We start from the raw sequence: 14,253 nt of genomic DNA, 5'->3' as shown, positions 1-14,253 counted from the left end.
GCTCTAGGCAAGGCACTTATTTATAGACCTAGTCGTTCTACGTTGAAAATAAGTAACACCGCATAGAGCCCAACAAAACTCGCCCTTCGGGAGTGATTCAGCGTATCTACTTCTGTGTCAAATGTGTTTGAAAGGGAAAGCCATTCCTACACACATTTTCCTTGAATTAAATACGCTGAGATCACTCTGAATCCTGCATATTGAGGTAGCTTGGGTATAAAGCCAAGATGCCGTTTTTATTGCTAGTGAACCATACGAGAGCAATACACGAACAAGACGGGATTAATCGTTAACGTAGTAATACACGTTTGAGTGGCGTTAGCTCAATCAACCATATCAATATCATCGAGATGATAAAGGTAAGAGGAATGATAGTGAGATCCCTTATGAGATCGTCGATGTTGAGCATACGCGCAATGTTCAAAATATAAATAATGACTAATAGGTGACATAAATACACCCCCAGTACATCTTTACTCCAACGAGATACTCTTGGGCAGTCGCCAAATGTCGGGTTAGCTTGAAGCAAAAAGAAAATACCTAGCACCCAAATTGGTGTACCGACTAAGAAGTCATGAATATTAAAATCTATCCCTCTAGACATAAAGAAATATGCTTCAGCTAAGTGCAGTGACATTCCCCCTAATAACAGCGACAGAGCGATAGGCTGCGAGATTGTTAGCTTATGCCGACGAATTTCAAAACCAAGCGCAACAATTAAGGTACTAAAGAAAGGACCATTGCGCGTTAATAAAGGTGATTCAATACCAAAAATTGGCTCATAACTGCCAGCAATTAACCCAAAGACATAAAGTGCTAAGGCTATAGGAAGAATATACTTTTCTTGTTTAATAGAGATTAACGTTGCCAGTATTGCTACGGCACTCAGTAATGCTGGAATGTACCATAAATGCACTAATCCACCCTCAAACAGTGTGTTTAGAGGGTTCTGCATTAAGTAATTCCAATAGCCTGTACGTTCGGCTAAATATCCTTTTTCAGCTACCGTTTGTAAGTTAAACGGGATTAGTAGATAAATAATACTCCATGCCGCCCACACCTTGAGTAACGGAAAACTGTAGTGCTTAAGCGCTTGAAAAGGGGCTGCTATTAATCGAGGTTGAACAAGAAAACCCGCTAAAATGAAAAACAAAGGTACAGCAAACCGACTTATCTGGTTAACGAGTAAACCGACCCATGGTAAATCATCAATGATTGGCATTGTCATGAATGGTTTTGCATGAATTGCGATAACGGCAAATAGGGCAATTATTCGTCCCCATTCAAAGCTAGAGATTTGTTTCATAGTATCTACTTATCGATTCGCATTTAACATCACCAAAGTTGTGTTGTGACGTTTTTCAAATTGGGTAGGGAATTTAACAGGCAGGGAATTGTTGTAAATAGAGCGATAGCAATAATTTTCATATTTACGCGAGGGAGTTTATGAAGCGTGAAGCGTGTCGCACATATAATATGGCTAAATCATTTATCTAGTGATTCTTATGTTAGTAACCATTACATACAGTGATTTCATGGTTACTAACTGTGACAGGAAACGTTATTGTTCTGTGTGCGCAAGTGTTACGACGAGCAGCTAATCTCCAGTTTTTTCCCCCAGTATGGCGGCTTATCTGCAAATTGATGAAATTCAAGATGTTCGTCGAAGGGAGATGATAGCACCTGTAATAACTCATCTATCATGGTGAAATCACCATCTTCCGCTTTATCAATAGCTTGCTGAGCAAGGTAGTTTCGTAATATGTACTTTGGATTATGCCGCTTCATCTGCGTTAAGCGTAATGTATCGCCGTCTTTTTCAAAACTTAGCCGAACAGCGTATGCCTTTAGCCATTTTTCTAGTGGTTGGGTACACGTGAATAAATCGTCAAAACGTTCAATGCTATTAGGTAATGAAGTCACAGATAAAGCAGTAGCTGAAATACTCGATAGCGTTCTGAAGAAAAGCGTGTAATCCACCATTTGTGATTGAAGTAGCTCAAACAGACTCGAAAAGAGCACGGTATCTTCTTCTCGTTTTTCGATTAATCCTAATTTATTACGCATTCTTGCGCTGTAATCACGCTGTAGTGTGAGGTGATAACGATTCAATATTGCATCAACATCTTCCTTGTCGATCAACGGTGTGAGTGCATAACCCAATGCTGACAAGTTCCATAAAGCAATGGAAGGCTGTTGATTAAACGCGTAGCGACCACTGTAATCGGAATGGTTACAAATGTAGTCGGGATTATAATCATCAAGGAAACCAAAAGGACCATAATCAAAAGTGAGCCCTAATACCGACATGTTGTCGGTATTCATTACACCGTGTGCAAAACCGACCGACTGCCACCCTGCAATTAACTGGGCTGTTAATTCCACAATACGCGTCAACATGCTGGCATAGATATTATGGTGCTGATTAGGTGATGCAGTTTGTTTATCTTCTTGCTCACTTTCAGTGGTAAGCAGATCGGGAAAGTGATGTTTTATTAAATAGTCTGCAAGCAGTTTAAGTTCGCTGTGCTGGTGGGTATAAAACAAATACTCGAAATGACCAAAACGTAAATGGCTTTCAGCCACACGGATTAAGGTAGCACCACGTTCCATTTTCTCGCGAGAAACCAGTGTTGTACTGCCTAACAGTGCCAACGCGTGAGTGGTTTTAATGCCCAGCCCGTTAAGTGCTGCACTGCCTAGGTATTCGCGAATACTCGAACGTAATACCGCACGACCATCACCTTGGCGAGAGTAGGGCGTTTTACCTGAGCCTTTTAAATGAATATCCCATTTAGCATTCGTTGATGTTAATACTTCACCCAACAACAAGCCACGACCATCCCCAAGGTCAGGATTGTAATGTCCAAACTGATGCCCTGTATATTTCATTGCTAGCGGTGCTGTACCTGCTAACTCTTTATTGCCAGTAAAGGAGTTAATAAAGAGACGTGTTTTTGCTTCTAGCGGGTCTAACTCAAGCATTTCAGCAACTTGTGGATTAACGCTTACCAAAAAAGGGTCTGATAGCGGCTGAGGTATTACAGCTGTACCAAAGGTCGTTGGTAATTCACTGTAAGTATTGTTGAACACAAGTTGGGACAGGGTTTTCATTGACTGCTCACTTATCAAAAGCATGATGATATCGAGTTACTCTTCTTAAAGAGTAACAAGTTAATGCAGAGTAACAAGAGACAAAAAGTAGGGGTATTACAAGCTAAGTAAGAACGAAGCCTTTCTATGATGAGCTAAATATTATGTACTCGATGGTTATTATCCACTTAGATATAACCATTTTAAGCGTGTTTTTGAGGGAGCTTAGCGACAAGTTGTAGTTTATTCGATAATATTCACACCAATTAGAATAATAGGCTAAATTGATATGAAAATTTCCGTTGATGGTGGATCTTTTAAAGTTGCGATTGATACTGAATATGAAGGTGTAATTGCTGAGGCAACAGATATCTTTCAAGAAACCTTAAAGCAAGCTAAATCAAATGATAAGGCTATCTTACGGTTTCTACAGATAATTATTGAGCACCGCGAAAGTGATGATGCGATTGGCTATGCTGTACTAGGCTTGCTTGGTTGGTATAACGAGGTCATTAGTTCAGTGGAAGATAAAGATATCGAGCTAAATTTACCTAAGATTTTGCCTCACCTCATTAATCCTGCTGGTGATCTTACTGCAACTAGCGAAACTGAAACGAATACTTTCAAACACTAGTTAGCCATATTTAAAGCTGTTCCGATATGAAAAATTAAACCTGATTACGCTGGTATAGTCAGGTTTCTTCCCGTTATTTTGTTACGTTGTTATTGAATTTAATGTCGAAAAAAAGCCACCAGAGGGGAATCTCGGCAGCTTTTGATATTATGCGTTATCGAATATACGTAAGGCTGTGATTATGTACGAAACTGATTTAGCTCCGTACGCAATGTAGTTGCCGTGTCAGCCAATTGTTCCGACAAGATAGACGATGCATTCATGCTATCCACCACATCATTGGCGGTTTCGTTGATGATCACTACGTTGCGGTTGATCTCTTCGGTGACCAAACTTTGCTCTTCTGCGGCAGATGCAATCTGGTTGTTCATGTCGTTGACCACGTTAATTGCTGCATTGATTTCTTCTAATGCAGCTTGAGCTGAATCTGTTTCGGTACGGGTTGAGAGAGCTTGTTGTTGACTCTCGGCCATCAAGATCACGATTGATTGGGTTTCGCTTTCGAGGCGAGATAACATGCCACGGATTTCTTCGGTTGATCCTTGTGTGCGATTTGCCAAGCTACGAACTTCGTCGGCAACGACGGCAAAGCCACGGCCAAATTCACCTGCACGGGCAGCTTCAATCGCGGCATTAAGAGCGAGTAAATTGGTTTGATCTGCAATACCGCCAATTTCAGACAAGATATTCTGAATCGCAGCACTGGATTCTGCCAAGTTTTGAATTTGCGCTTGCGCATTGTTAATGCGTTCTGCTAATTCGGTGACTGAACAGGCGGCGTAATCCATTTTCGCAATGCCTTCTTGGCTACTCACTTGCACCTGACTCGCAGCGGTGGCGGCCTGAACAGCAGAGCTTGCCACTTCATTGGCTGTGGCACTCATTTCATTCATCGCGGTGGCTAATGAGTTCACTTCAGCCAACTGTATCGCCAGTTTCGTTTTCGCATCATCTGCTTTTTCGGTGCCAGCAACGGCATTGCGATCCACGGCTTCCGCGGTTTCGGTCGCGTGACGCAGGGTTTCTTGCATACGTGCTACGAACGTATTGAACCAGTGCGCGAGCTGACCCGTTTCGTCTTTGCTGTGAATTTCAATACGGCGGGTTAAATCGCCTTCACCTTCGGCAATATCACGCATGCGATCAACTAACTGCATCATGATTGTACCGATGTTATTTGCCAATAAAATCATGGCCACAATACCCACGACGGCTGCGAATAAGCCCGCCAACACACCGTTTGTGATGGCTTGGTCGTTTTGCTCTGTGCTCCAATCGGTGAAAGCATTCACGTCTTTGGTTAACACGTTAGAAGGAATCGATACCAACACAATCCATGGTTTGCCTGTGGTATTAACTGATGATACGGCCATGATGTCGTTACCGATCGTCAGCAGTGTTTGATTGTTACTTAAGGCGAGCTGTTGAATGTCGCCCCAACGTTGTGAAATATCACCAGAAACAGCCTTACCCACATCGGCAGGTGCTTTGCTGTGCGCCATCACATTACCTTGCCATGAGGTAATCATGATGTCGCCTTGGCCGTCATACAGCTCGCTAGCAAGTTGTTGGCTTTGGCCTTGAAATTCAGCCAACGACCAGTCAAAACCTAATGAACCAACGATTTTTCCGTTAACTTTTAATGGTTTGCTGATAGTAGTGATCAGCTCTTTGTTGCCACGCACGTCGTAATAATACGGTTCCATAACAAACGTATTGCCTGTTTCATACGGCGCGAGATGCCACTCGTCAATACGTTCTCCATTGCTATTAAGCGATTGGTTTTGGAAGGAATCCATTGCTGTGGGTTCAAAGCCACCAGCCGAGGTAGGGGAAAAAAATGGGGCTAGGTAACCCGCTTTATTTAATGAAGCAAGGCCTTCTTGCGTGACTGGTGCAGCCCAAGGTGATGATTCCCATACCATGTAACCGGCAAAAACACTTTTGTTTTGATTTTTAAGGCTAGCAATAAACTGTTGAACTAAAAGATCGGCGCTGCCTTGTTGTGATGCCGTTAATTCGAGCATGGTACGTAATTGGTCAAGATTGGCCAAAACCGGAGCCAGTTGGTTATTTAGCGTGTTGCTTTGCTCGTTAGCTGCAGCTATGAGGTTATTGTCTGTTGCTGTTTTTAATTGTTCAGTAACACGGTTGGTAATTTGCTGCTGAACGGAAGTGAATGATTGCGTGGTAAACCACATTGCAATGGCAAGCGTGAATATCATTGCTACGCCAGAGCTGACTGCAATGCGCGTTTTAATAGATGCAAACACGTGCTGCTCCCTCGTTAATATAAAAAAGAAAAATAGAAAATGGTTAGATTTATTATAAAAATAGTTATTTTTGGAACCGGAGGAATTATAAAGCAAAGATAAAAACAGAAGATGTGTAGATATATTTATTCATTAAAGATAATGAATGAATTGTTAATGTCTTCAACAAAACTTTGTTACGGCGAGAACGCTACTGGGGTAAATCGAGTGATGACAGGCTAACTGGACGATATTCAAAAGGCAGGTACATCATTCGTGCAGAACGGTCATGACTATGGCTTTATGACCATAAACAGGCATAACAAAATAGGATAGGCACACTTAACCATCTTGTCGTGCAAGATGATATTTTAATTTACGAGTGCCAGCCTTTAAATACCGTCATTAAAACAGGTATAACATCCCAATGCTTGCTAGGTTTACTGACGAATCATAGAAGTTAATATCACTATCTTCTTCAAACCAGACCACACCAGCATTGGCCAGCCAGCCTTCCCAACCAAAAGGTTTGTTATAGAAGGCTGTAAAGCTGAGACCGTATCGATTACTGTCTGCTTTTTTACTGTAAACAGGATTGGCTTCATCGTATTCCAGAGTTGCATAACTGGCATTGGTGACAAATTTCCAGCGATTAACTGAGTAAATATAGTTTACATTAAAAGACAGTCCATCATAGGCTACGGCGTCGCCGTCGAGATCTTGATCTATATAGGCTATTGCAGGGGTAATTCTATGTTTATTCTCGTCCCTGTTAAAAGTGTATTGAACAGAGAAACGATTTCTATCGCCGTTACGATCCAGCAGAGCGCGATCGGCAGCAGACAATCCCAGATCTTCACCACTTCGTTCCTTATCGATATCAACTTCCCGTGCAGAGTAGCGAAGCTCTAGTCCGGTTCCGTATATTTTATCCCAGATGAGTCGATAGCCGTTGCTGGTACGATCGGTGTTTGTACGATTGGTGCCGGTGACAAAGGGATCTTCCCACATTTCGGTCGCAAGTGGAGTTTGCAAAAAGCTAACACCGATTACACCAGCATTACCTATTTCTTGCCGCACACCAGCGCGAGCGGCAAAATCGAAGCGGATATAGTCTTCAAGTTGGTTACCAAAAAATATCTGGGTACGGGTGCTGGCAAAAGTGTAGGCGATCTCCAGACCTAGTACAGGTAGACCGGAAGTTTCACTATCAGGTGAGCTAGTGAGAGTGTCGATGCTTTTGTTACCGAGGTCGACACCGCCGAACTTTGCCAGCGTGTTGGACTCGACGCTGGTAACACCGGCTCCGAGATTGATAAAACCACTGAAGCCACTTTGCGGGGGAATTGGCTTCATAGCGTAAGCGGATGATACCATGGTAGTGCTGAAGACAAGAAAACTCAGGTAACGCATAGAAAATCTCATTGGCCAATCAATATTAATATCAACAATAGTCATATTTCCTGTCTGGAGTTTTATTAATGATAAGAAATACACTAAAAGCTTTCCAGCTAGGCTAGATCAGAAGATTAATAGATGTGGTGAAGCCTGTCAGTTTAGGTCACATACTGATTCTTAAACTGACAGATTGAGTCTCGATTAATCCACATTACACAGTGTGATATTATTTTTCAGGTGTGACCGTCTCCATGACTTCCACATCAACAATGCGAGAACGGTTCATGATGATCTTCCATCGCTGAATACGTACCGTATCATCTTCATCTGTCTCTTTGGTGATCAGATTGATTAAGTGACGTTTTTCAACCGACTCCTTGGTAACCTGCCCATCACTGAGTTGATAGATTCGCTGTGACCCTTTCTCCATTAAGCTGGTTAACACGCGTAGATCAAGCATGATTGATTCACGTGTTTGCTCATAACCACTTAAAAACTTAGTGGGTGACATACGAGTGGTACTTTTGTAATGCAATATTGTTTCTTCACGTTGCGACACTTGGTGTTTACGCACCCTTTTAATGTCGCCTTCCAATGCGTCGTAGTTGGTATATTCCAGCCATTCAAGCTGTCGACCTGTTAGGTGGCCCGTGTTTGCATCGAAGAATTGCTTACGCCACTTTGCTTTGCCTTTACGCAGTAGGCGCCATAGCATTATTTTCAAATCGTCTTTAAATACTTCACGAGCCGCATAGATCAAAGACAGTACCAAGATGAAAGAGGCTGTAATATCACCTAAGAAACCGCGCGCTTTAATCAGCATTATTGTAACGAAAATCATCACGATACCCGCAGCCAAACCAGTCACAATTTTCTTGGTATTTTTACCCAGTTCAATGGTTTTTTCTTTCATTGTTACTGGGTATTCAATCAAGCGACGCAGTAAACGCATCTTGTTAGACATACGCGTTTGATCTTGCATTGCTTTTGTTGAGTTGTAGTCGTGCTTAGTACGGTGCTCTGATTCTGTTTTGCAGGTCTCTAGCAGCATTTCCTTTATTTCTGGGTATTCTTTGCTGCGAGGTAGGTGTGCAACTAATGCAAGGCAACGTTGTTCGGTAAACCATGATAAGTAATTATCGATATTTTCGTAGTATTTCAGTAGCTTTTTATCCGTAGGTCGACTTCTACGTAAACGCTTAAGAATGCGCACACAAAGTTGGGCGACTTCTGCAACTTCTTCTAAATCGCGTTCTTGTTTATCATCCAATAATTGCTGAGCTGATTTCTCGAGCGCAAGCGCATACTGATAGGCGTACAAACTCAAACTTAAACGATACTGTTCACTTGATAGTTTACCTCGGCTGGCGAGTCGACTGTGTACTAGCGGTAGGTGGTTAATATCACTGTAGTAAGTACGTTTTCCGTGAATAGCATTGTGATAAAATTCATCCTCGGTAACGATATTGGAATGTAAGCCAAGTTCACCAGGAACGAAAATATACATATCAAGCTGTCGATTAGTTGTTTCCTGGATGACATGGGAAATCTTTAGTTTATGCCCATCTTTTCTTTCGACAGTGATCACTTCGTTTATATGCCTCTATGCAGGTTGTTATTTGATGTTTACGGTTATAATTTTAGAGTATTTAAGCGGGTATTATTAGCTGATTTTGCATTGATTTGTGTCAACAGCATGAAATTTAGTCAAATAACCGAAGATAGGTCAGGCAAGCTGAACTAACATCACGTATAATGCGCGACCAAAGTTCGTATTGATACTCGTATATAGCGTAATGTCTCGCTGTTTGTGACTTAGCTTTACGAAATGTATCACTATTATTTACTCAGAGAGTGTCGGATTCATGATTAAGATTGGACAATACAACACATTAGAAGTCGTCAAGCTAGTTGATTTTGGCGTGTTTCTATATGGTGGTGAAGACATTGGTAATATTCTTTTGCCAAAGAATTCTGTTCCAGCCGGCACGCAACTGGGTGATGAGCTGAACGTTTTTATCTATTTTGATTCGCAAGATGACATCATTGCAACCACGACAGAACCACTGGTTCAGGTGGGTGAGTTCGCTAAGCTACGTGTTGTAGGCGTTAGTAGCTTTGGTGCATTTGTTGATTGGGGTTTGGTTAAAGACCTGTTGGTTCCATTCAGTGAGCAACGCCGTAAACTGGAAGAAGGCGACAACGTGATGCTTCGCGTTTATACCGATAAAGCATCGGGTCGTATCGTTGGCTCAACGAAGTTTAACCGTTTCCTTGATAACACGCCGGCGGATTACACCGTTGATCAAGAAGTGAAGGTAGTTATTATAGAAATTACCGACCTTGGCTACAAAGTAGCAATTGAAAATGAGCATTCGGGTCTTATCTTCAAAACAGAATCTTTCGGTAAACTGTTTGTTGGCAAGAAACTGAAAGCATTTGTGAAAGAACTGCGTCCAGACGGTAAAATCAGCTTATCACTGCAGAAAGCAGGCCGTGGAAAAGTTGACGATTTGTCAGAGAAAGTATTGAAGTCGCTAGAACGTAAGGGTGGTTTTATGCCATTAAGCGATAAATCATCACCAGATGAAATTTTCGAAGCGTTCCGTACAAGTAAAGCAACGTTCAAGAAAACAATCGGTGGCTTATATAAGCAAGGTCTGATTGAAATTACTCGTGAAGGTATTCAGCTTAAAGACAACGACTAGTTAGTCTGAAAATATCACCCCCCCAAAAAAGCCGATGATTATCATCGGCTTTTTTTACAGTAGACACAACCTAAAAGTAATCTATTTAGACTGACATTTGTTAGTCTTTTTATTGAAAAAGTTAGATTAACAATCTAACTTAAAACTAGATTATTTGATTGGTGAGTCTAATGGGACAATATTACCATTTAGTGCAAACAAGTGAGTAAATTGAAATAGGTGATGTAGAGGCTGATGTGTCTGGTGTAGAGCCTACATATACCGTAGACAAGCCCATGCAGTTTAAAGGTGTGAAGCTGCTTTTCTCTAGTGAGGGAAAGCCTGAGTTCTACGCCAATGCTTTTACTTTGAATCGACGGATTGTTGAGCAGTTAAAAGATACCGATACGACTTCCTACCGTCTGTTGAGCTATTTCAGGTTTTTGGCAGCGAACAAGCTTCAGTGGAATGATGAAAACCAAGAGTATCAGCGTTATCCCATTTTTTTATTTAGGGGCTATTTGGATAAGCAGATTACTGAAGGCAAGATGCGTCGAACCGTGGGTGCGTCAACCATGTCTACGATTCGACAATTTAAACGTCATGGCTATATTGATGAACTTCCATTTGAGGTTGTTGGGTACACAAAATATGGACAGATGATATCTGATTGTTCTATTCAAAGCCCAACACAAGAAACACAGCTTGAGCCGCTGAATGGCTTGGACTTGCAACATGTGAAAGGTATCAAGCGGGACTCTTTCAAGAATTTAGAATGATAGTGGCAACCTTGTTAACATCAGGTGTTAGAGCGATTGAGGTGACTGATTTAAAGCCAGAGTATTTTGTTGTTCCAAAGGGCTTTAAAGGTAAAATATTCACTGAAATCAAGATTGGGCCAGCCCATAATTGCCGCACTAAACGTTCCACCAATCGCACGATTTCCATGCCTGTCTGGTTGATGAAAGAGGTTAGTGATTATCATACAACAGACCGATATAAAGAACGAAAAGCCCTGTATTACATGCTTCATGGTGATGATAATGCGCCAGCCTTTATCACAAAGGAAGGAAATCCCTTCAAAGTACCTGAGAAGAAATCAGATACGCTTAATACCTTATGGAGTCGGCTAAGAACTGCGATTAGAGAGAACAGTAACCCGCATTTCAATCATGAGTTTCATGATTGTCGGTGTACGTTTATTGCCTACAAGCTTGAATCTTTAATGGATTAACGGCTATGTAAGCTATGGTTTTAGTGAAAAATGAAGCGGGACATCAAGCTATAAGTACAACTCAGTTGTACTTAACCCACTATGAGGGAAATCCAACTAAAAATCAGATACCCGAAGTGATGATGAACTTATTAGATGAAGGGGCTGATTTATGAGGTGATGATATCACCTCTAACTAGGTGGCCAAATTTACCGTACCACTACACTTTTCTCATACTGTTTTTCATTGATATGATTAAAACTAAACATTAAATTTTCCAAGAGTAGACACCTTTATCTAGGCTTCTTATTTCAATAGATATTAATATAGGAGCTAGCATAGATAAAAATATCTCTGATATTCGTTACAGTAAATAACCACCACTAGCTTGAACACATTGTCCTGTGACCCAACCAGCGCGGCTTTCAGCCAGTAAAATTACTGCATTTGCGACATCTTCTGGTTCTCCTAAGCGTCCCATCGGTGTTTGCGCAATGATCATCCCCAACATTTGTTCGTTTGCTTTAACTTCTTCGGTGATATCTGTGTCTGTAAGGCCTGGCGCAACGGCGTTAACTCTAATACCCATTGGGCCAAGCTCTGCTGCAAGTAATCGAGTGGCATGTTCCACCGCTGCTTTTGAAGAAGCATAAGCTGCAACACCAGGCATCATTGCGCTTGCTGCAACTGAAGAAATATTGATCACCGTACCTTTACTTTCAGCAAGGTGAATTGTTGCTTCACGAATAAGAGCTAAAGGTGCAAACACGTTAGTACGGTAAATACTTTCGATAACCTCATCAGTCGTTTGAGAAAGTGATCCCATGCTACCCGTTCCTGCATTGTTAACTAGCACATCCAATCGTCCAAATTTGCTAATCACTTCTTCAATAATTCGGCTAGGCTCTCCAGTTTTACTAACATCACCAGCAATTGCATAAGACTGCTCCCCTAATTCTTGAGCTGTTTGTTCAAGTACTGCCAATCTACGACCAGTAATGATTACCGTTGCACCTTTAGCGATAAAAGCAGATGCAGTCGCTTTACCTATACCCGTTCCACCACCTGTGATTAATACGACTTTCTTTTCAAAATTTTCCATTTCATTCTCCTAATCTAAAATAATTGGCTGTTATCTTTTACAAAGTGCAATAGATAATTGTCAGTTGTGTGTTTGCTCTTTTGTTAAAACGCTTTAATAAGCTCTTTATTGTGGAACTCAATACGAGGTTTTGTTACATGAGAGATTAGCTCAGCAATGCTAGCTTCTAGTTTGGTTTTGTCCCGACTCATTGCACTATGAAGCACAAACGGTGGCAGATAATTCATACCGACCATACTTGCTGTCTGCTCAAAGGGAGTCAGAAATTCATTCATGCTAAAGCGATTAAACGAGCCTGCTTGGAAGCTCTCAGCCGGGCCTCCTGTAGTGATAGCAAGGATTAACTCTTTACCCTGCAACTTGTCGCCACCTTGACCGTAGGCAAAACCAAACAGTAATACCTGATCAATCCAAGCCTTTAGCACAGGCGGTGAAGAGTACCAATAGAACGGGAACTGCATCACAATGCGGTCGGCCTGTTCAAGAAGTGCTTGCTCAACAGAGGGGGTAAAATGCATTTCAGCCCCAGCTACGGAAGTTAAATTACGAGTAACGATCCCTTCAATGTCTGACAGAGCTTCAAACCACTTTCGGTTAGCCGTTGAGGTAGAAAGATCTGGGTGAGCTGTAAGCACAAGTGTGTTCATAAGTCAAGCCTCTGTTGATGATCTATATGTCGTTTTGTTGTTGCTAACTTTAATTAACATCACTAATATTAACAATACACCGATTATCCATCTCACTAGTGAATGAAATCTAACAATGCGTCTACCCTTAGCTACACTGGAAATATTCAATGCCATTGCCAGCCACAAAAGCTTGCGTGGTGCAGCACAAGACCTTGGCGTTAAACCCTCAACAGTAAGCCACCAGTTAAAAAAGCTTGAAGAACAACTAGGCACTGCGCTATTTATTAGAACCACTCGTTCAATCAGCCTGACCGAGGCCGGACGAGCGCTAGTAAGGCGAACAGGCCCTGCTTTTGAGCAACTCGACGAAGGTTTATACAGTGCAAAAACGGCAGGACATGCGGAGCGAGGCTCACTAAAACTTGCGATACCTGAGTTTGCTTATTTCCTATTAGTGCGAAACAAACTTGCTGGTTTCCAAAAGAGATATCCAGAGATAGAGGTGGAGTTATCAATAACCGATACCTTGACCGATATCCTTGATGAAGGCTTACATGCTGGCTTTCGAATAGGCGGATTGATTTCAGAAGATATGGTTGCGATAAATCTGAGCGCCCCCTTGAAAACAACTGTTGTTGCCAGCCCAGAATATCTTGAAAAATATGGCATTCCACAAGAGCCAAGTGAGCTACTAAATCATAATTGCTTGCGTTATCGCTTCCCTAGTTCAGGACAATTAGCCCCTTGGATATTTGAAGGTGACGATGGAGCTTATCCCGTAAAAGCACATGGCAATTTAATTACCAATTCATCCACAGCGACAATCGATCAAGCACTTCAGGGACTAGGATTGACCTTTACGTTTCGGGATTACTGCACCGACGCCTTAGCAAGCGGTGCGTTAATTGAGGTTTTATCGGATCACTTAACCACATTACCAAGCATGAATATGTATTTTCCTAAGGAGTATAAGTCGATGCTACCGCTTAGGCTGCTTATAGAGCACTTAAAAAATGACGAGCCTGAGCGCAAAGGTGTTTAAGATTAAATGAATTTATATTTTAGGCTTCTTTTTGAGCTTCTAAACTGATGACATTAAATTTGTAGTAGGTTAGTGAGTTTGGCCAAATACTAGAAGGGAATTCACGTAATTTGGAATAGAAAAGGTTATCCGAAAGCTCTGAATATTCAGAGCTTCGTAACTCGTTTATGTCCAGAAATGAGTTAAAAAGTGATCAAACTAT

At 41.6% G+C, this 14,253-nt stretch carries 12 protein-coding genes; 5 read left to right on the top strand and 7 right to left on the bottom strand.

The window, feature by feature from the left end:
* Window positions 1–289 precede the first annotated feature (289 nt).
* Window positions 290–1,306, bottom strand: a complete 1,017-nt coding sequence (locus C9J12_RS12350; protein WP_107242991.1) for an acyltransferase — start codon at window positions 1,304–1,306, stop codon at window positions 290–292.
* Between the two features lie 278 nt (window positions 1,307–1,584).
* Window positions 1,585–3,114, bottom strand: a complete 1,530-nt coding sequence (locus C9J12_RS12345) for a protein adenylyltransferase SelO (protein ID WP_107242990.1) — start codon at window positions 3,112–3,114, stop codon at window positions 1,585–1,587.
* 268 nt (window positions 3,115–3,382) lie between these two features.
* On the opposite strand from C9J12_RS12345, the gene C9J12_RS12340 reads away from it, so the two are divergent.
* Window positions 3,383–3,727 (top strand): hypothetical protein, encoded by a 345-nt coding sequence (locus C9J12_RS12340; protein ID WP_006232038.1) that lies wholly within the window; start codon window positions 3,383–3,385, stop codon window positions 3,725–3,727.
* 179 nt (window positions 3,728–3,906) lie between these two features.
* Here C9J12_RS12340 and C9J12_RS12335 read toward each other — a convergent pair whose 3' ends face one another.
* From C9J12_RS12335 to C9J12_RS12325, 3 genes are all read right to left on the bottom strand, one after another.
* Window positions 3,907–6,000: a methyl-accepting chemotaxis protein gene (locus C9J12_RS12335; RefSeq protein WP_107242989.1), complete on the bottom strand. Its 2,094-nt coding sequence runs from the start codon at window positions 5,998–6,000 to the stop codon at window positions 3,907–3,909.
* A gap of 384 nt (window positions 6,001–6,384) precedes the next feature.
* A complete protein-coding gene (locus C9J12_RS12330) occupies window positions 6,385–7,437 on the bottom strand; it encodes a DUF2860 domain-containing protein (protein ID WP_107242988.1) in 1,053 nt (350 codons plus the stop codon).
* A gap of 166 nt (window positions 7,438–7,603) precedes the next feature.
* Window positions 7,604–8,965, bottom strand: coding sequence for a hypothetical protein (locus C9J12_RS12325; protein WP_011218717.1), 1,362 nt, complete (start codon window positions 8,963–8,965; stop codon window positions 7,604–7,606).
* 277 nt (window positions 8,966–9,242) lie between these two features.
* Here C9J12_RS12325 and C9J12_RS12320 point away from each other — a divergent pair, with 277 nt between their 5' ends.
* From C9J12_RS12320 to C9J12_RS31090, 3 genes are all read left to right on the top strand, one after another.
* Window positions 9,243–10,085, top strand: coding sequence for a CvfB family protein (locus tag C9J12_RS12320; protein ID WP_107242987.1), 843 nt, complete (start codon window positions 9,243–9,245; stop codon window positions 10,083–10,085).
* 236 nt (window positions 10,086–10,321) lie between these two features.
* A complete protein-coding gene (locus C9J12_RS31095; RefSeq protein WP_227876344.1) occupies window positions 10,322–10,843 on the top strand; it encodes a hypothetical protein in 522 nt (173 codons plus the stop codon).
* Window positions 10,840–11,298: a hypothetical protein gene (locus C9J12_RS31090; RefSeq protein WP_227876343.1), complete on the top strand. Its 459-nt coding sequence runs from the start codon at window positions 10,840–10,842 to the stop codon at window positions 11,296–11,298. Before C9J12_RS31095 ends, C9J12_RS31090 begins: the two co-directional genes overlap by 4 nt.
* A gap of 344 nt (window positions 11,299–11,642) precedes the next feature.
* Here C9J12_RS31090 and C9J12_RS12310 read toward each other — a convergent pair whose 3' ends face one another.
* Together C9J12_RS12310 and C9J12_RS12305 are read right to left on the bottom strand one after the other, a co-directional pair.
* A complete protein-coding gene (locus C9J12_RS12310; protein ID WP_107242986.1) occupies window positions 11,643–12,380 on the bottom strand; it encodes an SDR family NAD(P)-dependent oxidoreductase in 738 nt (245 codons plus the stop codon).
* Window positions 12,381–12,463: 83 nt separating this feature from the next.
* Entirely contained in the window at window positions 12,464–13,027 is a 564-nt protein-coding gene (locus C9J12_RS12305; protein WP_107242985.1) for an NAD(P)H-dependent oxidoreductase, read from the bottom strand.
* A 115-nt stretch (window positions 13,028–13,142) separates the two neighbouring features.
* On the opposite strand from C9J12_RS12305, the gene C9J12_RS12300 reads away from it, so the two are divergent.
* Window positions 13,143–14,051 carry a LysR family transcriptional regulator gene (locus C9J12_RS12300; protein WP_107242984.1) on the top strand — a complete coding sequence of 303 codons (909 nt, stop codon included), beginning with the start codon at window positions 13,143–13,145 and terminating at the stop codon, window positions 14,049–14,051.
* Window positions 14,052–14,253: the final 202 nt, after the last annotated feature.

Origin of the sequence: Photobacterium frigidiphilum, from assembly GCF_003025615.1 — a bacterium.
GTDB lineage: Bacteria > Pseudomonadota > Gammaproteobacteria > Enterobacterales > Vibrionaceae > Photobacterium > Photobacterium frigidiphilum.
The sequence above is the reverse complement of the archived record's forward strand: the minus strand, read 5'-3'. Positions and strand labels throughout refer to the sequence as shown.